Annotated in this window: 20 protein-coding genes and 2 tRNA genes; all 22 read right to left on the reverse strand. The window is 41.4% G+C overall.

Annotation, left to right across the window (positions count from 1 at the left end; all coding sequences use genetic code 11):
* Positions 1 to 90: 90 nt before the first annotated feature.
* The gene (locus CXM95_RS13125) at positions 91 to 945 is read right to left on the reverse strand and encodes a GRP family sugar transporter (RefSeq protein ID WP_086297714.1); all 855 of its coding nucleotides are present in this window, start codon (positions 943 to 945) and stop codon (positions 91 to 93) included.
* 103 nt (positions 946 to 1,048) lie between these two features.
* Positions 1,049 to 3,634: a glycoside hydrolase family 38 C-terminal domain-containing protein gene (locus tag CXM95_RS13130; protein WP_101699244.1), complete on the reverse strand. Its 2,586-nt coding sequence runs from the start codon at positions 3,632 to 3,634 to the stop codon at positions 1,049 to 1,051.
* Positions 3,635 to 3,636: 2 nt separating this feature from the next.
* Positions 3,637 to 4,773 carry a PTS fructose transporter subunit IIC gene (locus CXM95_RS13135; protein WP_086297720.1) on the reverse strand — a complete coding sequence of 379 codons (1,137 nt, stop codon included), beginning with the start codon at positions 4,771 to 4,773 and terminating at the stop codon, positions 3,637 to 3,639.
* Positions 4,763 to 5,080, reverse strand: a complete 318-nt coding sequence (locus tag CXM95_RS13140) for a PTS fructose transporter subunit IIB (RefSeq protein ID WP_008380922.1) — start codon at positions 5,078 to 5,080, stop codon at positions 4,763 to 4,765. Before CXM95_RS13140 ends, CXM95_RS13135 begins: the two co-directional genes overlap by 11 nt.
* A gap of 23 nt (positions 5,081 to 5,103) precedes the next feature.
* The gene (locus CXM95_RS13145) at positions 5,104 to 5,553 is read right to left on the reverse strand and encodes a PTS sugar transporter subunit IIA (RefSeq protein ID WP_086297724.1); all 450 of its coding nucleotides are present in this window, start codon (positions 5,551 to 5,553) and stop codon (positions 5,104 to 5,106) included.
* A gap of 1 nt (position 5,554) precedes the next feature.
* Entirely contained in the window at positions 5,555 to 7,459 is a 1,905-nt protein-coding gene (locus CXM95_RS13150; RefSeq protein ID WP_086297727.1) for a BglG family transcription antiterminator, read from the reverse strand.
* Between the two features lie 303 nt (positions 7,460 to 7,762).
* On the reverse strand, positions 7,763 to 9,592 hold the full coding sequence (locus tag CXM95_RS13155; protein ID WP_086316460.1) for a lantibiotic ABC transporter permease: 1,830 nt from the start codon (positions 9,590 to 9,592) through the stop codon (positions 7,763 to 7,765).
* Entirely contained in the window at positions 9,567 to 11,831 is a 2,265-nt protein-coding gene (locus CXM95_RS13160; RefSeq protein WP_086297732.1) for a glycosyltransferase family 2 protein, read from the reverse strand. Before CXM95_RS13160 ends, CXM95_RS13155 begins: the two co-directional genes overlap by 26 nt.
* A complete protein-coding gene (locus tag CXM95_RS13165; protein WP_086297735.1) occupies positions 11,828 to 12,868 on the reverse strand; it encodes a bifunctional glycosyltransferase family 2/GtrA family protein in 1,041 nt (346 codons plus the stop codon). The genes CXM95_RS13160 and CXM95_RS13165 overlap by 4 nt, the downstream gene beginning before the upstream one ends.
* A gap of 60 nt (positions 12,869 to 12,928) precedes the next feature.
* The gene (locus CXM95_RS13170) at positions 12,929 to 13,981 is read right to left on the reverse strand and encodes a GGDEF domain-containing protein (protein WP_086297738.1); all 1,053 of its coding nucleotides are present in this window, start codon (positions 13,979 to 13,981) and stop codon (positions 12,929 to 12,931) included.
* A 332-nt stretch (positions 13,982 to 14,313) separates the two neighbouring features.
* A complete protein-coding gene (locus CXM95_RS13175; protein WP_086297741.1) occupies positions 14,314 to 15,423 on the reverse strand; it encodes a GGDEF domain-containing protein in 1,110 nt (369 codons plus the stop codon).
* A 4-nt stretch (positions 15,424 to 15,427) separates the two neighbouring features.
* The gene (locus tag CXM95_RS13180) at positions 15,428 to 16,135 is read right to left on the reverse strand and encodes an EAL domain-containing protein (protein ID WP_086297744.1); all 708 of its coding nucleotides are present in this window, start codon (positions 16,133 to 16,135) and stop codon (positions 15,428 to 15,430) included.
* A 110-nt stretch (positions 16,136 to 16,245) separates the two neighbouring features.
* Positions 16,246 to 16,428, reverse strand: a complete 183-nt coding sequence (locus tag CXM95_RS13185) for a hypothetical protein (RefSeq protein ID WP_086297747.1) — start codon at positions 16,426 to 16,428, stop codon at positions 16,246 to 16,248.
* A 104-nt stretch (positions 16,429 to 16,532) separates the two neighbouring features.
* Positions 16,533 to 16,604, reverse strand: a tRNA-Gln gene (locus tag CXM95_RS13190).
* A 4-nt stretch (positions 16,605 to 16,608) separates the two neighbouring features.
* Positions 16,609 to 16,692, reverse strand: a tRNA-Tyr gene (locus CXM95_RS13195).
* A gap of 85 nt (positions 16,693 to 16,777) precedes the next feature.
* Positions 16,778 to 17,011: a DUF2969 domain-containing protein gene (locus tag CXM95_RS13200; protein ID WP_005228752.1), complete on the reverse strand. Its 234-nt coding sequence runs from the start codon at positions 17,009 to 17,011 to the stop codon at positions 16,778 to 16,780.
* Positions 17,012 to 17,133: 122 nt separating this feature from the next.
* Entirely contained in the window at positions 17,134 to 17,781 is a 648-nt protein-coding gene (locus tag CXM95_RS13205; RefSeq protein ID WP_086297750.1) for a CBS and ACT domain-containing protein, read from the reverse strand.
* A gap of 3 nt (positions 17,782 to 17,784) precedes the next feature.
* A complete protein-coding gene (locus CXM95_RS13210) occupies positions 17,785 to 18,486 on the reverse strand; it encodes an ABC transporter ATP-binding protein (protein WP_086297753.1) in 702 nt (233 codons plus the stop codon).
* A complete protein-coding gene (locus CXM95_RS13215; protein ID WP_008380898.1) occupies positions 18,486 to 19,262 on the reverse strand; it encodes an ABC transporter ATP-binding protein in 777 nt (258 codons plus the stop codon). The genes CXM95_RS13210 and CXM95_RS13215 overlap by 1 nt, the downstream gene beginning before the upstream one ends.
* Entirely contained in the window at positions 19,243 to 20,220 is a 978-nt protein-coding gene (locus tag CXM95_RS13220; RefSeq protein WP_005228744.1) for a branched-chain amino acid ABC transporter permease, read from the reverse strand. Before CXM95_RS13220 ends, CXM95_RS13215 begins: the two co-directional genes overlap by 20 nt.
* Before the next feature lie 9 nt (positions 20,221 to 20,229).
* Positions 20,230 to 21,108, reverse strand: a complete 879-nt coding sequence (locus CXM95_RS13225; protein ID WP_008380893.1) for a branched-chain amino acid ABC transporter permease — start codon at positions 21,106 to 21,108, stop codon at positions 20,230 to 20,232.
* A 108-nt stretch (positions 21,109 to 21,216) separates the two neighbouring features.
* The gene (locus CXM95_RS13230; RefSeq protein WP_008380891.1) at positions 21,217 to 22,404 is read right to left on the reverse strand and encodes an ABC transporter substrate-binding protein; all 1,188 of its coding nucleotides are present in this window, start codon (positions 22,402 to 22,404) and stop codon (positions 21,217 to 21,219) included.
* Positions 22,405 to 22,619 lie beyond the last annotated feature (215 nt).

Genomic DNA, 22,619 nt, shown 5'->3' on the forward strand with positions numbered 1-22,619 from the left:
ATTCACTGATTTCATGTTTCTTTGCATCTATTGGTTAAACTGTTATCTGCTACTTTATTGATCACTAACTAAAATTGCTCAGGTGCAAAGTTATTTCAACCAACTCATCCCTAATACACCAACAATATAGAGCAAGCTACCAAGAGCTACAAATTGCTTTTCTCTGCCAACTTTTTGTTCCTTTAAGAGGATAATACTTCCATAAGTAGCAACAAGTAAGCTCATTTGAGAAAATGAATAGGTTACGCCTACACCTAAAGAAGACGATACAGCGAATAACGAAGTATTCGCTATAACCCATGTGCTACCAGTACCTAAATTGCGGATTATTTTGCGGAAATGCAACTGTTGCTTACTTTTCAAGGAAATTACGCTTCCCCCGAGAAACATCCCTACTGCCTGAGGCAAGAAAATCTGTGCGCCACTTATCTGAAACAGACCAGTGACTGTCACATATAGCATCAAAAAAGCTGAAGAACAACATAGATAAAGAAGTACTTGCTGTGTTAAGCCTGTTTGCTGATGAGTTGTCTTAGTTACAAGGAAAACACCTGTTAGAATGACTCCTAATGCCATGATTGAGAAAATTACAGTCGTTAAATCTGTCCATTCTTTGAGAAAGAAGCCAGATGCTAATGTAACAAATAATAATTGGGTCCCGACGGAGACGGGCATTACTTTAGAAACCTCCGCTTTCTCCAAAGCGAGAAATTGGAAGTATTGTCCGCAAGCCCAAAAAACCCCAGATAATAAACTGATGAAAAATGGCACCATGGCATAACTCACTTGATTCAAGAAACCAAATACACTACCGAAAATCAAGGCTGCGATTGTTGTTCCTAGCAGTTGTTCCTCTGATTTTCCTCCCATCAATTTAGAGACGATTGGCATTAAGCCCCATCCTAGTGCAGGCAGTGAGGCAAGCAATAAAAGTTGTACGGACATAAAAACTCCTTCTAAATATTGTAAAAAAGCGAGAACACAAAATCTTGTAGAGGAAAACGTTACAGAAGCAATTCCTTCTCGACAAATTTTGTGTTCTTTATTCCTAGTTTTTAGTTAATAAATAGGTTGCTACTCCATAAGCGTGGATGATATGATCCGCTTCAAGCGGTTCTTCTAAGGAATTGATTCGCTGATATTCGTACCCATTAAATAATTTTTTGGGCTCAAGAGGACGTTCTTTGTTCGTTGAATTGACGAAACGGACAACGATTCCCTCAGAGTAATAAGCATTATGGAGCGCACTGACTCCCACACCTGGTTCTAAGCTGCAAGACAACAAAGAAAGAGACATGTCGGTCAGAGATAATGGATCAATGCGCTTTTGAATTTTATTGTCTATACGATAAATAAAGTAATTCAAATCTTGCAATTGATAAGAAATCGATGGCTGTTCTTTAACAGTTTTCCAAGTAACCAACAACTCTTCAGAAATAGCTGTTGATGCGACCCTTAGGGAAAAATCGAAGACCATCTCATAGTTTTCCATTTGAGCAAGAGGTGTTTCCATCATAATATGTCCCTTTTTGGTTGTATCGCCAGAAGCACGACCTGGTCGATACAACAAATCTGGTTTTCCTAGAGAGTCGGTTGTAGCTAGTACCGTTACATATAAGGAGTCATCGATATATTCATACTCTTTGCTCTGCTCGCTATAAAAAACGAGGGCGTTCTCTTGATCATAAACAACCACTTGTTTTTCAAATGGTTCAATATTGACAGGTTTTTCTGCATATTTTTCTTGCCAATTTTCCAGTGTTTGATTTCTTTTTTCAAGATAGCCAAATTGAATGGCCGCAACCGCTCTTTCTATCGGCTTGTTTAATCGAGCTTTCACTCGAATCCGATGATTTAAAAGCGTATTTTTAAAACGTAGCTTTGCGTTTACCTCACCATTTTTTGTCAGTTGGAGGGTCAATGTATAAGCGAATGTTTTGGTGGCGATTCCTTTCATCCGTTCTTCGATCGTATACGGTAGCTGTAAACTTCCTTCCAAAGCCAATGTTTCTTGCTTCCCTTTGCAGCTGGCAAAACGAAGCGTGATCGGTTGATCATTCAAAATAGGCGAATAGTCATACGTATCACCGGCATTACTATCATCGATGATCGACAAGAAATCCAAGATCTGTTGTTTTCCATCTGAATAAATCAGGTGGCCGTCTTCAAAGGAAAGCATGTATTTTCCATTTCTAATCCATGTGTTTTGATCTAAAGACGATTCGGGAGTTGTCTCTTGCTCTTCAAATGTAAGGACTTGATAACCAAGGCCTGAAAAGGCACAGGTCACTTGAACGGTTAACAGATAATACCCCTCTTCTTCAATAAAACGGTTGCCAGCCGGAGTTTCTTCCATAATATTTTTCCTGCTTGGGATATACACTGCTTCAAGTACAGATGAATCAGCTCCAATAACCTTGATATTGTTGGTTCTGGATACGATCTTAACTAATTTCTCTCCTTGAAATGGCACTGGTGTTGGATGAAGAATCAGAAATTGGTTGGCTTGTAAAGCGAGTCCTTCACTGATTCTTTTTAAAATCAAATTTTCAATGCTCTCACAAATCTCACTGATTTCTTTTAACCGATGACTGATATCTTGTGCAACACTATCTGATACACAGCCTGCCAAACTATCATGGGCTTGACATTCAAATAACTTTTTCCAAGCTTTCATTAGCAAGCGATTGCTTAATTCGATCCCTAAATCTTTCGCAATAACTAACATTGGTTCAATTTCTAAAACTAATTTGTTTTCTAATCGAAAAATCTCACGTTTCAGATCCATTCGTACAGAACCAATCGTTTTGTGAACCCGTGCAAAAACCGGTGCACGAAACTCTCCTTGATAAACTTCCAGTTCTTTTTGACGGACGATCTCCATAAATGCTGGATAGGTGCTCAATTGATACTTGTATTTTCCAAGCTGATTGATTTTCGTTAGTTTTTCTTCTATGGCAGAAACAATGCCTAACTGATCATTTCCAGTTGGAATCAAGATTTCAGGTTCATTCGCGTAGCTCTTAATAAAATCAACACCTCTATCGAGTCTGCCATCTACATAACTGCTCGTTGGCTCCAATTGCTGCTGTGCACCATATCCTTGAGGAAAATTCACCGCATACAGTGAACCTCGCCCACTTAAACTCGTCCATTTAAAGTAAGGGGATTTGACCTGTTCCCCTAAATCGATGCCTCGCCAAAAGATAATGTTATCAAGTCCAACTTCGTTCAATATGGTTGGCATTTGAGCATTAAAACCAAATGTATCTGGCAAATAACCGATCGGCATATAGCTGCCATATTTTTTGCTATCAAATATACCAATCATGGCATTTCGAATGATGGACTCACCAGAAGCGAAAAAGGCATCTGTTTGGGTGTACCAAGGCCCGATGAACAATTGACCATTGGCGATCAACTCTTTGACCTCAGTCAAGCGCTCAGGATAGAGTTCTAAGTAATCGTCCAGAATAGACATTTGTCCATCTAGCACGAAAGATGCAGTCGGTTGCCTCTTTAGTTCTTTTAGTACATCACTAAATAATTGGTCACTCAAAACGACACAGTCCATCGAAGTAAAATACCATTCACGATCCCAATGGGTGTGGTTTACTATGTGTACATTTGTCATAGCTATGCTTCCCACTGCTCTTCCCAAGCCGCTTCGTCAAACTCTTCCATCGTGGCATCTGTTTCTTTCCCCGCATCTTTTGAACGTAGCAAGCTTGTACAAATCGCAATAAATAATGAGCCAGTAGCAATCGATAAAACATACAGTGGCCATTTTTCTACGGTGAACCAACCATAAAAACCAGAGATTGGCGCTGTATTGACAGCTCCTAGACCTACAGCCATTGCAGAACCAATCGCTGAACCAATCATATTCACTGGGATCACTTTTAGTGGATTTTCCACCGCAAATGGGATCGCTCCTTCTGAAATACCTACTAGTCCCATAATGATCGACGATTTTCCTGCTTCTTTTAGTTCGTTATTGTATTTATTCTTTGCAAAAACAGTCGCTAATCCTAAACCAATTGGCGGAATGATAATCGCCACTTGTGCTGCAGTGTTTGGTGCATAAACGTTACTTGTCAATAAAGCCATCGCGGTTGTCACAGCTGCCTTATTTACTGGCCCTCCAAGATCAAATCCAACCATTGCCCCTACAACTGCCGCCATCACGACCGCATTTCCGCCACTCAATCCGTTCAACCATGACTCTAAGCCCACATTGATAGCTGCAAATGGTGTACCGATCACATAATTCACAAGTAGGACAGTGACTAAAGTACCTAAAACAGGAACTAAGAACACTGGAACTACCGATGCCATCGATTTTGGCAGCTTTATATGGTTTTTGATCCACAAGCAGATGTACCCAGCGATCAGCCCTGAAACAATTGCGCCTAAGAAGCCTGCGTTAATGTCTTTTACTAACATACCTCCAACAAGACCAGGGGCTATCCCTAGCTTATCGGAAATCGAATAAGCAATAAATGCCGATATTACGGGAAACATCAATCCTAAAGCGATGCCACCGAATCCATCTAAACTATGGAGTAATCGGATGATCGTATTCGCACTTTCTCCATGAGAGGCATCCCAAATATCGACGATCCCAAATATTGATCCGCCTACTCGAGAAATCGCCATGATAACTGCTCCGGCAATCACCAGAGGAATCATATAAGATATTCCTGTTAAAACATGATTTTTCATTTCACTTGCCAAATTTTTCATCTGATTTTCCTCCTCTTTATTGATCAATCAGCTTTAATGCATCTTCAATTACTTTTTCTGCATTTTTTATAGGGGCTGCTACCGGGACTTTAAGGATCTCCTTGCCATTGAAACGCTCCTCATTTCTCACTTTCGTATCAACGGCAAAAATCACAACTTCCCCAATTTGACAATCCCGCTCGTTCAATTCATTTTCGATACCTGTTGCTCCTTGTGTCTCAACCTTGATTAAATCCCCACGTTTCGCTGCTGCTTTTTTTAGCGCCTGTGCCGCCATAAAGGTATGGGCAACTCCTGTGGCACACGCCGTTACTGCAATAATTTTTCTCTTCATTCTTCTTTCTCCTTTTCTCCGTTTTATTCGCTTAATAGTTTCGCGATAATCTCTTTATCTGTTTCGCTTTTCAGCGCTTCTGTGATGTCTTCATCCATCAATTTCATGGCAATTTCTGATAAGATCCGTAAATGGGTGTCTCCTTGATGTTCTTCAGGAATAGCAAGCATAATCACAACCGTTACTGGTTCATCATCTAAGGATTGCCATTCTAATGGTGCCTTTAACCGAGCAAAAACGATTGCGGGTTCAGAAACTGCACGACTTTTTCCATGGGGGATTGCTATATTATTGCCTATTCCTGTGGTCGAGTGATCTTCTCTTTCCATAACTGATTGAACATACTCATTTTCGGATTGAACAATTCCTTCAGTTACCAATATTTTTGCTAACTGACGGACCACTTCTTCTTTAGTGGTTGCCTCTAGACCAAGAACAATATGTTCAAAAGGTAGTAGTGTTTCTATATTCATTTTATGTTCCCCCTTGTAAATACTTTTTTAATTCCTCTTTCGTCCCTTTAAGGAGGAAGGTTCGTTCATCTGATTCCATCACATTAAGCATCGTGTCATAGATTTCCTCAAGTTCTTGTACAGTTTCATCTTTGATACAGATGAAAAAGACATATTTCACCTTTGTTTCTCCCCAGTGGATCTCATTATTAAGACGTAAAAATACAATCGCTGATTTTTTCACGTATTCTGGTGTACCATGAGGTGTTGCGAATCGTCCAAAAGAAGTAAAGGAAAGCTGTTCCCTTTTTAGCGAAGAGTCAATCATTTCCTCTTTTACATACCCACGAGTAATCAACTGCTCCCCAATAAATGTAATCACCTCTTGATAATCTTCAAAATGATGATCTAAAAAAATCAAGTCCTCATGAATCAATTTCGCAAACTGACTGAAAGAACCATTTTGTTTTTCTTCGACTTTTCTTAAAAAGGCTTCTATTTTTCGCTGCTCATCTTTATTCAGTACAGGAGAAACATGGATTGTTGGAATCGAATCGATTTTTAAATCCACTGTCGATAAAATCAAGTCCTCATAAATATTGGTCTGAATCAACTCTTGAATTGAAAGAATCCTAGAAATATCGATTTGCTCATAATTCCTCCGAATACGAGCAGCTAATAGCTGTGAAGTGCCTTTCCCACTGCTACAAACTAATAAGACACTCACTTTTTTCGGTTGTTTTTCTTCTCGTTGTTCTTTCATCACTTGGATGTGTACGGCCAGAAAGGCAACCTCATCTTCGGGGATCGAAATCGAAAACTGCCAATTTAAGGCATGAGCTAATCGAAGCGCTTCCTCAAAAGACAAAGGGAAATTCTTCTTCACATCATTTAGAAAAGGGTTATGAATGACTAATCCTTTTTGAATGCGATAAATAGCTTCTTTGATATGTGATACCAATCCTAACAAGAGACTTTCATTGCGTAGGGAGATCGTTTCATGAATCAATTTGCGTATCGTTTCATCAAGCAAATCATCGGAGTCATTCTTCTTCATCAACGAATCCCCATAGATATGAAGCGAAATATAATGAACTTCCGAAACTGGCAACGACAGAGAAAACGTTTCTTCTATTGAAGCAATAAAACGATAAAAAGCTCTATTCTCCATCAAAGGATGTCTTCTTTCTTCGAAAGTCAGATAATTCTTCTCTTTGACCCGATCAATCATGATGATAAGATGAAGCAATAGTGAGTGATAGGCAGCATCATTAAGCGTAATTTGTTCTTTTTTCAAATACTCTTGTAAGAGCGTATCAACTAAAGAAATCTTTGTCAGGTCAATAAAATCATTAACAAACTGAGGAATTCCTTGAATCGAATGCAAATAGCGTTGCTGCTCTTGTGTTATTTTCCAATTTCCACCCCAGAAATAGTAGATCAAATCAAATGCTAAACGACGTTTTTCTTGTTCTGACAAATTCAAAAAGGAACCCTTCCCCGGTAAAACTTCAATCGTAACGTTAAAATGACGAAAGATCTCGCTTACCTGCCCCATGTCATTTTCTAAAGTTGATTTACTGATGTAGAGTGCATCTTGCAGTTGTTGACGCGTAAAATACGTTTTTTGTTTCAGTATTTCAAAGCAAAGAAACTGAATACGATCTTTTTTGCTCGTCGGTAAGTTTGATTCCTCGTGCCCATCAAGATACTTTAGAATTTCAGCTGAATCGCCATCAAGAAATACACCTACTCTAGGTTTGCGAACAAGCCTTATTGCTGTTTCCTGCAAAAATTCATCCATTCTCTTTAGCGATTGCGAAACTGTCTTTTGCGAAAGCGACATATGCAACCCAATTTTAGCAACCGTTGTTGGTCCATTCTCTAAGAGATATCGAATAATTGCTTTTTCCCGTTCACTGATCATGAAACTTTCACCTCGTCTACATTTCTAATGGTAGCTGTTTCTCAAAAAAATGAAAACACTTACTTTTACTGCATTGATTACAGTAAATCATAGGCACTGAAAATATTGCGCCGTTTTTTTATTCATGTGTACCCTTTCGTTTAATACAGATTATTTACATATCCTTTGGTATTTTCATAGTATAGAGGATATTACTCAGTGGGAACAGAAAAAAAATACCAATGAACAAACGATACGTCTGTTTCATTGGTATTTTTACTATTGATTCTCTAATAAGGAGACGCGCTTGAGAAATTCCTTCATTTATTGCCCCAACACCTCCGCCACCGAATAAACACCAGGGGCAAAGGTTTTGCCTGTTAGCTTCTTCGTCATGGCATTAAAGGTATAGTGCTCTTCTAAGACGACGACTTCATCGTATTGCTTTAATAGCGTGCGAAAATCTGCATCTGATAAGAGGAAATTCTCTCGACCATCGACATTGGGTGAAAACAAGTAATATTTGCCGACATAGCCAACTAAGTAGCTGTCTACTGCTTCTTTATTGGTACTGACCACCAAGTATTTTTTCTGGTTTAGGTCAAAGCGATCGCCAGTAACGGCTGAAACTTGTGCTGGAATCGAAGCAGCATATTCACGATTGGTATAACGCATGCCATTATTTTCTGAAAGGATCAGCAATGTCGCAAAAAATAACAGAATCAAGGTACTGTATTGATAGATTTTTTTTGTGGTCAAGCTGGCAAAACTACGGTAGTTTCGCCGATCGATCGCTTGTTCATGATACAAATGATCAATGCCCCGGACCATGAAAAAGGTCATCAAACCTAATGCCAAGATCACAATACTCGAAGCATAGCGATCGAACCCTGCCAAAGACAGTGCTTCATCAGTGGGCATCGAGAACAAGAACATGGCGTAAATACCCAAGTAATAGAGACCAATAATACCATCGATCAACAGCAGTTCTTTTAGAAATGGATTGCGTTTTTTTATAATAAATCGGACAAATAGCCAACTGCCCAACAGGATGACCTGGATCAAGAGAATCCCTTGCGTGGAAACCGTCGTAACATCCGTGATCGTTTTGACAAAAACATCCGTAATCTGCTGCAGTATCTGAGAATCCTTTTCACCAAAAATCTGTTTATAAGCGGTCACGCTGACTTCATGCTTCGATTTAGGAAAATTCGCTTTGACATGCAGGTTCCAAAGAATCGCCGGCAGGACAGATAGCCCAATGGCAGCTAATCCTACAATCATCAAGCCTAGCCGTTGCCGCCAACGAATTGATGCCTGCCATAAGCAGACTAGTAAATAGCCACCTAAAATCAGCAGAAAAAAGACGGCACTATTTTTGACCAAATCAAGAGAGGCGCCAATCAAAAGAAAGTAGCTGATTGAAGGCAGCACTTTGCCTTTTAAAGAAAATAACCCGGAGATGCCTGCCAAAGTTAAAACGGGAAGAATGAAGTCTACCAGCAAATTATTCATTCGAATCGCAATATTAAAATAATTGAATACGGCCATGCTGGTGAAGACCAAGACAAAAGCCAGCTTTCTTTTCGGATCACGAATAATCGCAAAAAAACTATACAGACTACAGAAAATCAAAATCAATTGACCAATCAGCAAGACATTCTCATGATAGCCAACGATGATTGCTGTATAAGTAACAAACAGTGAGCTGCCTAAAGGATAGGAAGTAAAACTGATGATGGCATCGGTTGCCGTTGGCAATTGTCCCTGCGTATAAAGGAATTTAACGATCGTCGCCCAATGAGAGAAGTTGTCATAGTGGGTCAAATGACTGTGAAGCAATGTTAAAACGAACAAAGCAAAATAGCCATAAAACCACAGCATGATGGGCTCTTGTAAACCCCAGCGCACCTGATGGCGCTCCTGCCAAAAACGCCAAACGCATAATAGTAAGCCAAGACCAAATAAAAACCAGGCCCCCCAGATCAACCATCCTTTGGGACCATATGCGACAAAGGAAAGAACGAGGATCGGCAAACAGCAGGCAGCGATCCAGCTAATGTATTTGGTAAAATGACAAACTCGTACAAAAAGATAGGCATAGCCAGCTAATGATAAACCAAATAGACTAAATCGCAGCAGGATCTCGATCATCGTCTGCCTCCTTTCTCAGCAAGCTGTCTACCCATTCTTGGAGGGCTACTGTGGAACGCAGCTCTGAAAGATTGCTTACTTGATATATCACTTGATTTTCTTTTGGCTGAAGCGTCGCTTTTTCAGCGTGAAGCACAAGATTACTGATCGGTAAGTTTAGATGGACCGGCATCTCGACCTCCTCTGTTTTTGCCAACGTGAACTGATCAAAACCAAATGTTGTGACCGCATAGGTTCCTTCATCAAAGTGCCATTTTTGATCAATGGTCAGTATGGGCACTCTTTGAGGCGGCAATGGCTTTTGTTTGGCTTGCAGCAGATGCTTACCGAGATTTTCAAAAAGACTGTCAAAGAAGGTCATCCACGGATCCCGCAGAACCGGCAGGCTTTGATTGAAGCCATCATAAATGATCTGCAGATAGGCTAAGTAATCTTTTTCTGTCAACTGGTTTAAAGCAACGCCATAGACCCATCGATCTTTTCCAGAAAAGACGCGGACAATATTTCCAGTCATCTCTGCTTGGTAGCCATTACGGGTGATTTTAAAAGTCAGCGGCGCATCTGGCGGAAAATAAAGAGGAACGTCAGAAACGAAGGACAAGCCATTTTCTGAGATATTTTCTGTCATCAAAGAATAGCTGGCGTCTTGGTCGGAAACTTCAACAGGATAATGGGCTCTGAACCGTTCCGTCGTTCGATAAATCGGGCGACCGAGATAAAATAAGACCGCAAAGGTTAAGTTAAAGAAATGGGTCAGCAGCCAGAAGGTCAACACACTGCCGTAGAAAATCTCTGAGCCGAATTTGCCGTAATTAAACTTCACTAAGCCGATAATCGTCAAAATCAACAGCAACAAATGCGGCACCACAAACAACAAGTCTTTTTTAGACTGAGTTGCTGCTTTATTAGTCACCTTGAAGCGGGTCTCTTTGATGCCAATGGCTTGCAAAAAGACAGGAATCACTAGGTAAGGTGCAAAAATCGTTTCCTGGATCTCGCCCCAACGCTGCGTTCGAATATCACTGCTCAAATCCTGCATCGCCAAATGCAAGAACGTATAGCTTGGCAGCCAAAACAGCAGCAAGACCCAAAAGTTTGTCTCTACGACCCTTACATTAAAGACGGTGTACAAAATCGGCGCGAAAATAAATAGTAGCCGTCGTAGAAACGACCACCAATACAAATAGCTGTTTAAGAAAACCATTTTTTGCGCCAAAGACAACGTCTTATTCTTAAAAAGATGGAGATTGTGGACACTTTGGACCACTCCTCTTCCCCAGCGAATTCGCTGCTTTAAGGCACTTGGGATATCAATTGGAGACAGACCGCTGGCCATTGGCTGCAGTGTTGATAAACTGCGATAACCTTGGCAATTGATCAAGGCGCCTAATTCAAAATCTTCCGTGATCGTGTCCGTCGGAAATCCGCCAGCGGCTTCGATCGCTTCTCGTGCAATCACCGTATTGGAACCTGTATAAATAGCGGTATCATGGGCGTTGTTCAAAACATTGACTTCTCTGGAAAAGAAGTCCTGCTCGTTAGGGATCGCCGCTTCTGAAAAAAGATTGTACTGAAAAAGATCCGCGTTGTAAAAACTTTGCGGTGTTTGAACAAAGCCCAACGGTTTGATGGTCTGGTCATTGCGGCGTTCCTGCTGATTTGCCACAAAATATGGCACTGTTTCCAGCAAAAAATCTGAGTAAGGAATCATATCTGCATCAAAGGTCGCCACTAGCGGCGAATTGGTTTTTGATAATGCATGATTGAGATTGCCTGACTTGGCATGCTGATTGCCGATCAATCCGATATAGCCGATGCCAAATTTATCTGCCAGTGCTTTGACCTCTGGACGGTTGGTGTCATCTGACAAATAGATGTGAACTTTTTTGGGATCGGGGTATTTCATATGAACTGCCGCATTGACCGTTTTTAATAAAAGCGGCACTTCTTCATTATGAGTAGCAATCAACACATCGATCGCCGGATAGTCGGCTTCTGGCACGACCGGTTTTTCAAAGGGCTTTGCTTTGTTTTTGTTCCAAATCAACAGCAAGCCCGTAAAGTTCGATACGATCTCACTGCCCCAAAGCAGCAAACCAAACAGCAAGGCAAACCAAGACTCGTGCCATGGCAATGTATACAGCCCCCGCCATGATAAATAGATCAGCGAAAAGACAAACGCCAGAAAGTAAACGACTTTTTTCGCCCAAGGCAAACGTTTTTGTTCCACCTCAATCACTCCTTAAAGATGACATTTTTTTGCACATGGTAACTAAAGAAAAAGAGCAGGCAATCGACGCCTATTTTTAACAACACAGAATCTCCGATCGGTAGGATCAAATAAATCAGGTAGACGAGAAAAGAGGACAGCAAAATCTGTACGATCACCAATAAAAAATACTGCAGCATACTGTTCTTTGTCCGTTGACCAAAAACAAGCTCGCGATTGATGTAGTAATTGACGATCGCCGAAATCAATCGGGCACCCAACGAAGCGATCACGATGGAGGACAGATTGATGACAGACAAGAAATGGATCAATAACGCATAAGCGATCACATCGACAAAAAAGGAGACCACAGATGAAAACAAATACTTCAAAAAGACGCTATAGATAGCGACAGAATCTGCCAAGACCCGAAAATGGGAAGAGGCATTTTCTTCAATATAGATGGTGGCGATCGGTTGTGAAAGAATCGGCCACCCCCGCTTCTGGGCTTCGATTAGCATCCGCGTTTCATATTCAAAACGCTCACCTGAGATCGCCAACAAATCTGTCATGAATTTTCGAGGGAAAACCCTTAAGCCCGTCTGCGAATCCTCGATAGCAAGACCAGTCGCTAAACGCAGGATATTTCGGGTCAAAATGTTGCCGAACTTACTCCGCAAGGGCACTTCTTTGCCAAAGGATCGGGTCCCTAAAATAATGCTGTCCGGATGGGCTTGGGCCTTTGCTAAGCAAGCCATCATATCGGTATACTCATGCTGCCCGTCCGAATCAATGGTCACCATAAATTCAACAGCTGGCTGGTTTGTCAGCACTTCAGTGAGAGCGGTTTTGATGGCTGCGCCTTTTCCCTGATTCTTTGGATGGGTCAAAACCTGACAACCAAACTTCTGTGCCAATGCCGAAAAGACGGACTGATAAGCTGCCCCACTGCCATCATCCACGACCAAAATCGGCAGGTGCTGATTATGCAAACGAATTTTCTCCACCAGAGCCAGCAGTTTGTGGTCAGGTTCTAGCGAAGGAATCATGATTAAACTATTTTCCATATGCGTTCCTCATTTAAGGTAGTATTTTTGAAAACAAAAAAAGAAAAGAAGCCACCCCCATCAGTAAAGACAGAGTTGGTCGCGACCGCTGCGTTTGGCTCGATACAATGCTTGATCCGCACGTTCTTGCGTTTGCTGTAGCAACTCACCCCTTTGCCGTTGTGCGATCCCAATCGACAACGTGATGCTGACCGAATCACCGGCATCCAAGATGATTTCTTGGTAACGGATGCGCTTTTGAATTTTTTCAAGGAGATAAGCAGCAGCCTGTGCGTCTCCTTGGATCAAGATCGCAAACTCTTCCCCACCGATGCGATAGACCGGATTGCTCGCCGTACAGTAGGTCGAAAAAATACGAGCGATTTCTTGCAAAATCACATCCCCGGCACGGTGTCCGTAACGGTCATTGTAATTTTTGAAATGATCGATATCGATCAAAGCGATCGATAAGTCCACCTCGGTCGTATCTAGGCGTTGACGGTCATCTTGAAATTTACGAAAGTTGTTCAACTGCGTAAGATCATCGATTTTGACCAATGCCAAAATGCGCTGCATATCATTGACTATCGAGTAAAGGAAAAACGCCAACGTATAGGCGAGAATGCCATAAACTATATAAATTAGGGTCGTTTTTTGAATATCGCCCGTCAAATAAAAACCAAAAAGAAAGGAGATAGCGATCAAGTAGGTAATTGATAGGAACAACTCTTGTTTGTCAGTAAATCGCCGTTTGGCCCAGGCATGCAGAAATGTCAGTGTCACTATCAAAAAACACGTAAGGTATAAGTTCAACCAAGAAGATTTTGATACTTCAAACAAGAAACGCCCTAACGCTAGATTGACCATCGTCGGTACGGTCACCTTCCATCCCAGATACTTCATGGAAAAAGCGTAAAGCAAGAAGCGCAGGTCAAATCGCGTTTCGTATACGACATAAGAGAAATTCATCATCAGCATCCCCACCACGGTTTCACAAGCAATCGCCGCTGCGATCTGTTTCGCTTTGAACGTCCCTTGGCCAACGAATCCGTCACTGATTTTGAATAACAAATAAATATTGATGATAATTGCGCCTAAATTTGCGAGTGTATTGACAACCAGCGTATTTGCCATTTCCTGTGCTTCCTTTCTAAAAAAAAGAACCCTTACTTGCTGATTCGACGGGACAATTCCAGAAACATTTCATTGGAAAAGCGGACAAAGCATCAAGTAAGAATCACTATTAATTATTGACAGTTTTTATCACTCTTGATTTAGAATAATTTACCAGAAATTATACATAGTTTCAATCTTTTTGTTGATATGCGAAGATTCTCAAGATAAATAAAATAATCAAAATGTATATTTTGTAAATAAATAACATTATTTCTTTATTATTACTAACAATTTGTGCATAAAGATTTAATTCTTTGTGAATTTGTGCAAATCATTTTTTCATTATTTTTTTACGTCTCAGGTAAGGTGCACACCCGGTTTCGACCACTTTGTTTTGCGAGATAGAGTGCTTGATCGGCTCTTTCGACGGCTGCCAAGATATCCCCATGACAAACGGTGCTCGCTTCAACGCCGCAAGACAAAGACATCGTCCCTTTTTCAAAATTAGCGACAGGAAACATACTACTAGAAATGGTTTGACACAGTGTCGTCATCGCAGCTACGGTCTGTTCTTTGACATCCCCTTCGATCACGACACAGAACTCTTCTCCGCCATAACGATAAAAGGAAAAGGTCTCGGCAAAATGCGCCTCTAAAAAAGTGGCCGTCCGTGAGGCGAAAGTTCTCAATAGCTCATTTCCGGCGATATGACCATAACGGTCGTTGACCTTTTTGAAGTGATCGAGATCGATCATGGCGATCGTCACAGTCTTTTTCTGTGAAACGGCTTGAAGCAGATCGTGGTTATAGGTCCCATAGTTGAAGCAGCCGGTCAACGCATCGATCTTACTATTCGCTAACTCTGCCAGTACTTGGTATTCTTGCCCCTCAATCAATCGATGCAACCACATAAAACTTCCTAGCAGCACGAAAGAACCAACAAATACTGCCAACATCGCTTCCCAGTCATAGGTCGTCGTATGATGGACTAGCATCGAAAAACGCGGTGAGAGCAGGCAGGTCAAAAAATACATCATATAAAATTGCTGTTGCGGACGCAGCGACTTGATTTTTGATAAGAGAAAATCAAGGACAAAGACACCGACACCTAATAGCGGTAAATAAAAGGCTTTGCCAATGTCAGAAAAACCGACAAACAGTAAATAGAAAACGACCATACACGGCGTTATCAAAATCAAGATCTTGCCACGATCACCATAGAAAAAATGACTCGCAATAAAAGCAGTTGTGTATTGATAACAGATAAACCCAACTGAATTCATTGAGAAAGAAAGAATAAAATACAAATGCGTAAACGTCAGAATACCAATAATAAAATACTTAAATGGACGAGAAACCGATATTTTTTGCACACTTCGTACAAAAACATCTGCGGTCACCAGTAAACTGGCAATCATCAGCGGCAAACCAAACGCCAAAAGCACGCCTCGTTCTAACATTCCATCACAATCGCTCTCCTTTAGACCATAAATATCCTTGTTGCAAATGCACCCCCATCTCAAGCAACTGGACCATTTTTTCGCGGTTCTCGATCCCTTCAACGATCAGCTCAAGCTGATATTTTTGGGCAACCTTCAACCAACAAGCCAAAAAGCTGAAGCCAATCTCCTCATCAAGCTGAATAAACGGTAACAACGAAAATTTCAAACAATCAACGCTGGCAAGATTGGCAAAGACCAACGAGAGGGTATTTTGTCCGCAACCGATATCATCGACCGCAATCACATAACCATAAGCTTTAATTTTTGCAATGGCTACAGACAAATCAAATGACTCTTGCTGTATGCGTACGGGGTGTTCCGTCAATTCAATCTGCAACTGCGCCTTATAAACAGCCATCGTTTCAAAAAAGGACCACGTAGACTGCCACAGCAGCTGTTGTGGATGTATATTGACACTAAAGCGGGTTTCCGGCTTTTTTTTGCATAGACGCCGCAATTCCTTGGCATACCATCTCATCAATTGCTGATTGCCACTTTCAGTTTGAATCATTGTGCTGAATTCTTGCTGTGGAAATCGGTTGTTCTTCTCGCTACGTAGCAAGACTTCATAGCCATTCAACTCTTGCTGACTTAGCGATTTTACCTGCATGATTGGTTGACACAACAGATAAAGGCGGTCTGTGTTCTCCCAAGTCGTTTCATTTCCCATCTTCGTTAAGCCCCCATCTAGTAAAGTTATCACTTCCGAAAATCGGCAATATTCCTGTCATCGCTCGTTTCTCATGCTATAAAATGGTTCTCTCAAAGGAACTGATTTGCCTAAGTATACCAAACAGAACCAAAAATGCCCAAATATTTTAAATTCTCTGAAAGAAATTTCTGTGAAAGAATCGACTGTGATTTTCCGTTCCACTCCATACCTGTTTCATAGAAATGCCCCAAAGCAACCATTGCTTTTTTCAATTTCGTAGAAACTAGCTTGTTGAAAGTGGCTTCTTCCATATCAGCCTCCTGTTTCTTTAAGTACTTATAAAAAAACACGATTCTTTTTAAATAACAAAAAAACAGCAAGAGTGCTTGCTGTTTTTTTCTACGTATCTCTTTGACTGGGGTAGCTGGATTCGAACCAACGCATGACGGAGTCAAAGTCCGTTGCCTTACCGCTTGGCTATACCCCAATAATGGTGGAGGAGAGTGGATTCGAACCACTGAACCCTAAGGAACGGATTTACAGTCCGTCGCGTTTAGCCACTTCGCTACTCCTCCAAAAGGTTTTTCTCAAACCTGACAATAGTTATAATACCGAAAAAGATAACAAATTGCAAGAGCAAAAAGTAAATTTTTCTAGAAATTATTCATGTAAATTCCATTGACGAATAATCATCTCGATGGCAGCTTCTAAGCTTCTGCTCGAACCTAGATCTTCATCCCCTAAAAAGCTTTGAAATTCTTTTGGTCCAGTTGTTAAAATCTCACCAATGCGTTTTTTTCCGATGAATAATTCATTGACGGTATAGTCTTTGCCATGAATGGCTTTTGTTGTTTCTTCAATACGTACTTCGATATCTTTATTTTTCTTAGACATGGTTGCACCTCTTTCTTTACAGCACCTTCCTATTTTAACAGAAAAGCAACAAAAGAAAAAGAAAATCTCTTCTGGAAATAAAAAAAGTAGCCAATCTTTACGATCAGCTACTTTTTCTTAGATCACTTCTGGTTCGTCAAGACAGCACTCGTCACGGTATAGCCTGCATCGCTTAAAATTTTCTCGATTGCTGCGACTTGCCGTGATTCTACTTGGATCTCAACAACTGTTTTTAGTGCCATCCGATTTACCACAATCGTCAAAATACTCATCTGATGATCCGCAAGGAGTTTCGTCACGTCTGCTAAAACACCCACATGGTCATCCGTGATCTCAATGGACACTCGTGTTCCACCATCGTGGTACCCAGTGATTTTCAAAAAGGCATCGAAAATATCATTGTTGGTAATGATTCCCACTAAGGCATCATCATCCATGACTGGTAAAACCCCAACGTTTTCACTTCGCATCACCGAAATCGCATCCTCTAATAAAGCTTCCGGTTCAATCGTGGTCACTTTTTTCAACATGATATCAGCGACCGTCGTTTTATTTAAGAGATAGTTCATTTCATAAACGCTTAAGCTGGTCGCTTTTGAGGGAGTTGCTTCAGCGATCGTTCCTTCTGTGATCAACCCTACTAATTTGCCATCACCAACGACAGGTAGACGATGGATATCGTGCTGCTTCATCACATCTATTGCATCAAAGATCGGTGTTTGTGAATCGACGGTGATGACCGTCTTCGTCATAAAATCACTTACGCTCATTGTTTAACCTCCTAGATACGCTTTTCTAACTTCATCGCTTGCTAGTAATTCTTCTCCGGTACCTTCTAAAACGATTTTCCCGGTTTCTAATACATAGCCGCGATCGGCAATCGATAAAGCCATTTTCGCATTTTGTTCGATCAGCAGCACAGTCGTTCCTTGCTGCTTGATTTCTTGAATGATGGAAAAAATTTCTTTGATAAAAATTGGCGCCAAGCCCATCGATGGCTCATCCAGCAAAAGCAAGCGCGGTTTTGACATCAATGCCCGCCCCATTGCCAACATCTGCTGCTCACCGCCAGATAATGTCGACGCATCTTGCGAGAGGCGTTCTTTCAATACAGGAAACTTGCGATAAACTTGTTCATAGTCTTCTTTGACACCACTGTCTTTACGCAAGAAGGCGCCCATCTCTAAGTTTTCTTGAACCGTCAAACCGGAAAAGACGTGCCGCCCTTCTGGCACCTGCGACAAGCCGTTTGCGACGATTTTTTGCGGTGCTTCTTTCTCAATTTTCTTTCCTTCAAAAGTGACGGAGCCTTTTGAAGGACGGATCAATCCAGAAATCGTCCGTAAAATCGTGGTTTTTCCGGCACCATTGGCACCAATCAGCGAAACGATCTCTCCTTGATTGACGTGGAAGGAAACATCATGAACTGCTTGGATCATGCCGTAGTGAACACTTAAATTTTGAATTTCCAGCATCAGATTTCCCCTCCTAGATAGGCTTCGATTACCCGTGGATTGTTTTTGATCTCTTCTGGTTCACCGTGGGCGATGACTTGCCCGTATTCCAGTACATAGATCCGTTCGCACACTTCCATGACCAAACTCATATCATGCTCGATCAAGAGGATCGTCAATTGAAAATCTTTTTGGATCTTATAGATCAGCTTTGTCAGTTCTGTTGTTTCCTGAGGATTCATCCCCGCTGCCGGCTCGTCAAGAAACAAAATTTTTGGCTCTGTAGCCAATGCGCGTACGATCTCTAAACGGCGTTGCTCGCCATAAGGCAAATTTTTCGCTAACGTTTGGCTTTTGCCATCCATATCAAAGATCCGTAACAGCTCTAAGGCTTTTTTCTTCATGGATTCTTCGTTTTTGTAATACTTTGGCAAACGCAAGATGCTCGTCAGTAGTCCTTCTTTATGCTTACTGTTCATAGCGATCAAGACGTTATCCATTACGGTCAAGTTTTTAAACAAGCGAATATTTTGGAAGGTTCTTGAAAGGCCTAAATCCGCGATTTTATAAGGCTTCACGCCATTTAAACGTTTTGGCTTACCTTGGGTCTCAAAAAGCACTTCGCCTTCACTAGGCTCATAAACACCTGTCAGGAGGTTAAAGAGCGTTGTCTTGCCGGCACCGTTTGGTCCAATCAACCCGACCAGCTCATTGGTATCTAGATGGAGGTCTACATGAGAAACAGCAGCTAAACCACCGAAGTTTTTCGTTAAGCTTTTAACTTCTAATAGAGGCATCGTTGTCATCCCCCTTTTTTCTAAATTTGTCCAACAGTCCTTTTACGGAGAATTCCCAGGTCCCTAAAAGTCCGCTTGGTTTAAAGATCATGATGATGATCAAAGCCAATGCATAAATGATCATGCGCAAATCAGAGAAGCCTTGCAAGTACATGTTTAAGATTCCTAGCACTACTGCCGAAACAACCGCTCCTGTGGTACTCCCAAGCCCTCCAAAAACGACGATGATCAACACATCGATCGATTTCATAAAACCGTAATCTCGTGGGAAAACCGACTGCTGATAGCTGGCATAAAGGGTACCAGCAATGCTTGCCATCACTGCCCCCATCACAAACGCAATTACCTTGTATTTCGTTGTGTTGACCCCCATCGATTCTGCAGCGATCTCATCTTCCCGAATCGCTAAAGTCGCTCTGCCTGGTCCGCTATGGATAAAGTTTGAAACGACAAGAATCGATAGAACGGCAAAGAGAAAGACGATCTGCCAATTACTGAATTGGGGCAATCCGAAAATTCCAGCAGGACCATTGGTCAAGCCTCGTAGGTTCACCAACAAGATCCGAATGATCTCTGCCACACCTAGGGTAGCGATCGCTAGATAGTCGCCTTTTAAACGGAGGGTCGGAATCCCAACCACTAATGCGACTGCACCTGAAACCAGCATCCCCACCAGTAAACCAGTTAAAAAGCCGCCAAAGGTTGGATTGCTTGCCGACAGGATCGCGCCAGCATAAGCACCGATTGCCATAAACCCAGCATGTCCTAAGGAGAATTGCCCTGAAAAGCCGATGATTAGATTCAAACTGACTGCCAAGATGATATTGATTCCGATATTGACGATGATCGCATCAGAGAACAAATTAATCATTCCGCCATTGTAGGCTGCAAATAATCCAAAATAAAGAATAGCTGCCAGAGCGAGCCAGATTAAGTTGTAACGTAAATTCTTTTTCATTTCTGCCACCTACACTTTCTCTTTGATATTTTTGCCGAGGATCCCAGCTGGACGAACCAACAATATAATTATTAAAATGACATACACTAAAGCATCCTTGTAATCAGAAAAACCAAGCGCTGTCGCTGCTGTCTCCACTAAACCGATCACAAAGCCGCCTAAAGCTGCACCAGGAATGATCCCGATCCCGCCGAGAACCGCCGCAACAAAAGACTTCAGACCAGGAACGACCCCCATTGATGGATCAATGGAATTATAATACAAACCGATCAGCATCCCGCCAGCTGCAGCTAAAGCCGAGCCTAAGGCAAAGGTAAAGGAAATCGTTCGATTAACATTGATCCCCATCAAACGCGCTGCATCTGCATCAACACTTACTGCACGCATCGCTTTTCCCATACGGGTCTTTTTCACGATCAATTGCAAGAGAATCATTAAGGTAACCGAAACAGCCAAAATCAATAACTGGACATTACTTACTTGAACAAACCCGATGGAATAGGTTTTTCGTTCGATTGCTTGCGGAAACGGGCGCACATTGGCAGAAAAGAAAAAAATCATGACATTTTGCAAAAAATAAGAAACCCCGATTGCCGTAATCAATGCCGAAATTCGCGTGGAATTTCTCAAAGGACGATAGGCTAAAAATTCAATCGTTACCCCAAGTGCTGCACTGGCGATCATCGAAATGAATAACGCTGGGAAAAAGCCCAATTGCCATTGATTGATCAAAAAGTAACCGATAAAACTACCAATCATATAAACTTCTCCGTGGGCGAAGTTGATCAGCTTGATGATGCCATACACCATCGTATAACCCAACGCTAACAAGGCGTAGATACTGCCTAGAAACAAGCCGTTGATCAATTGTTGGATCATCATTTCCATATACTCACTTCCAATATCATTTATTATGGTTCTTCTCATTAGAGAAAAGAAACTGAGACAAACACATCAGGTCTGTCCCAGTTTTCACTGCCAAACAACTACAGGTTTTTAAGGTTCCACAGTGTCTGCTGAGGTTTCCTTCCCGTCAGTCAATCCTAAAACAACTGCTGATTTCTCAGGGTTATGATTTTCATCCATTGTGATTTCACCTGTCACGCCGACAAAGTCTTTCAGTTCAGACAAACCAGCTGCAATTGCCAATGAATCTGCTGAGTTTTGATCTTCGATTGCTTGTTTGATCATGTAAACTGCATCATAGGCTAACGCATTAAAAGCAGAAGGTTCTTTGCCATACTTTTCATTGAACGCTGCCACAAAGGGCTCAACTTTGTCGTTTGCTGGTGCTTTGGTAGAGAAGTGACCGGTATAGTAAACATTGCTGACATTTTCTGCACCAGCTGTTTGAACCATTTTTTCATCACCGAATCCATCGGCACCAATGATTGCTTGATCAATTCCTAATTCTCGCGCTTGCTTGATGATCAAACCAGCTTCTGTGTAGTAGCCTGGAATGAACAAGACATCGAAGTCGACATCTTTGATTCTTGTAAGAACTGCTTGGAAATCTTTGTCGCCTTCAGTAAAGTTATCTTCTAAGACAATTTCGCCTGGGTAACTTTCTTTAAATGCTTCCGTCAATCCAATTGCGTAATCACTTGAGTTGTCTCCCAAGATCACGGCTTTTGATGCATCCAAATTTTCAGCCGCATATTTCGCTAAGATCGTTCCTTGGAAGCTATCTTGGAAACAAGAACGGAAGGCAAATTCTTGCACTTTCCCACTAGTATAAGTAATCGCATCGTCAGTACCTGAAGGTGTAACCATTGGTACTTGTGCTCTGGTCACGTTAGGCAAAGCCGCTTTCGTAGCACCAGAAGTTGCTGGACCAATGATGGCTACAACTTTATCATTTGTAGCTAAGTTGGCTGCTACCGTTGCAGCTTCATTGTTATCTGATTTGTTATCTTTCGAAATAATTTCAATTTGTTTTCCAAGAATACCGCCGGCAGCATTGATTTCTTCTACTGCTAAGTCGATTCCTTCTTTTTCAGCCGTCCCATAAGCAGCTACGGCTCCTGACAACTCTAAGTTGGTTCCGATCTTGATGGTATCTCCCTCTTGTTTATTGCCACCTTCAGCAGCCCCGCTGCCATCCGTTGATCCACCTGTTGGTCCAGCGCTACATGCTGTCAACAAAAACAAACTCGCAAACAAAAACGCAAATTTCTTTTTCATAATTTTCCTCTCCTTCACTTCCCCTGAATATGTTATCCAATATACTGAAAAATCTGGAAAATGTCAACGAATTATCAGAATATTTCACCTATTCAGAATTTATTTTTTTACTAGGAAAAAATAGTGTTTTTAAAACACTGTTCCATCAATAATGGAATCGCTTTTCATTTTTTTGAACAAAAAGAAAAGCAAGCAAAGTTTTTTTTCCTTTGCTT

The organism is Enterococcus sp. CR-Ec1 (genome assembly GCF_002850555.1).
GTDB lineage: Bacteria > Bacillota > Bacilli > Lactobacillales > Enterococcaceae > Enterococcus_D > Enterococcus_D entomosocium.

Excerpts from the sequence above, each read along its gene's own strand:
- CXM95_RS13125 (WP_086297714.1), bottom strand. The coding sequence starts at position 945 with ATGTCCGTACAACTTTTATTGCTTGCCTCACTGCCTGCACTAGGATGG.
- CXM95_RS13130 (WP_101699244.1), bottom strand. The coding sequence starts at position 3,634 with ATGACAAATGTACACATAGTAAACCACACCCATTGGGATCGTGAATGG.
- CXM95_RS13140 (WP_008380922.1), bottom strand. The coding sequence starts at position 5,080 with ATGAAGAGAAAAATTATTGCAGTAACGGCGTGTGCCACAGGAGTTGCC.
- CXM95_RS13145 (WP_086297724.1), bottom strand. The coding sequence starts at position 5,553 with ATGAATATAGAAACACTACTACCTTTTGAACATATTGTTCTTGGTCTA.
- CXM95_RS13150 (WP_086297727.1), bottom strand. The coding sequence starts at position 7,459 with ATGATCAGTGAACGGGAAAAAGCAATTATTCGATATCTCTTAGAGAAT.
- CXM95_RS13155 (WP_086316460.1), bottom strand. The coding sequence starts at position 9,592 with ATGATCGAGATCCTGCTGCGATTTAGTCTATTTGGTTTATCATTAGCT.
- CXM95_RS13165 (WP_086297735.1), bottom strand. The coding sequence starts at position 12,868 with ATGGAAAATAGTTTAATCATGATTCCTTCGCTAGAACCTGACCACAAA.
- CXM95_RS13170 (WP_086297738.1), bottom strand. The coding sequence starts at position 13,981 with ATGGCAAATACGCTGGTTGTCAATACACTCGCAAATTTAGGCGCAATT.
- CXM95_RS13175 (WP_086297741.1), bottom strand. The coding sequence starts at position 15,423 with ATGTTAGAACGAGGCGTGCTTTTGGCGTTTGGTTTGCCGCTGATGATT.
- CXM95_RS13180 (WP_086297744.1), bottom strand. The coding sequence starts at position 16,135 with ATGGGAAATGAAACGACTTGGGAGAACACAGACCGCCTTTATCTGTTG.
- CXM95_RS13185 (WP_086297747.1), bottom strand. The coding sequence starts at position 16,428 with ATGGAAGAAGCCACTTTCAACAAGCTAGTTTCTACGAAATTGAAAAAA.
- CXM95_RS13200 (WP_005228752.1), bottom strand. The coding sequence starts at position 17,011 with ATGTCTAAGAAAAATAAAGATATCGAAGTACGTATTGAAGAAACAACA.
- CXM95_RS13205 (WP_086297750.1), bottom strand. The coding sequence starts at position 17,781 with ATGAGCGTAAGTGATTTTATGACGAAGACGGTCATCACCGTCGATTCA.
- CXM95_RS13210 (WP_086297753.1), bottom strand. The coding sequence starts at position 18,486 with ATGCTGGAAATTCAAAATTTAAGTGTTCACTACGGCATGATCCAAGCA.
- CXM95_RS13215 (WP_008380898.1), bottom strand. The coding sequence starts at position 19,262 with ATGCCTCTATTAGAAGTTAAAAGCTTAACGAAAAACTTCGGTGGTTTA.
- CXM95_RS13220 (WP_005228744.1), bottom strand. The coding sequence starts at position 20,220 with ATGAAAAAGAATTTACGTTACAACTTAATCTGGCTCGCTCTGGCAGCT.
- CXM95_RS13225 (WP_008380893.1), bottom strand. The coding sequence starts at position 21,108 with ATGGAAATGATGATCCAACAATTGATCAACGGCTTGTTTCTAGGCAGT.
- CXM95_RS13230 (WP_008380891.1), bottom strand. The coding sequence starts at position 22,404 with ATGAAAAAGAAATTTGCGTTTTTGTTTGCGAGTTTGTTTTTGTTGACA.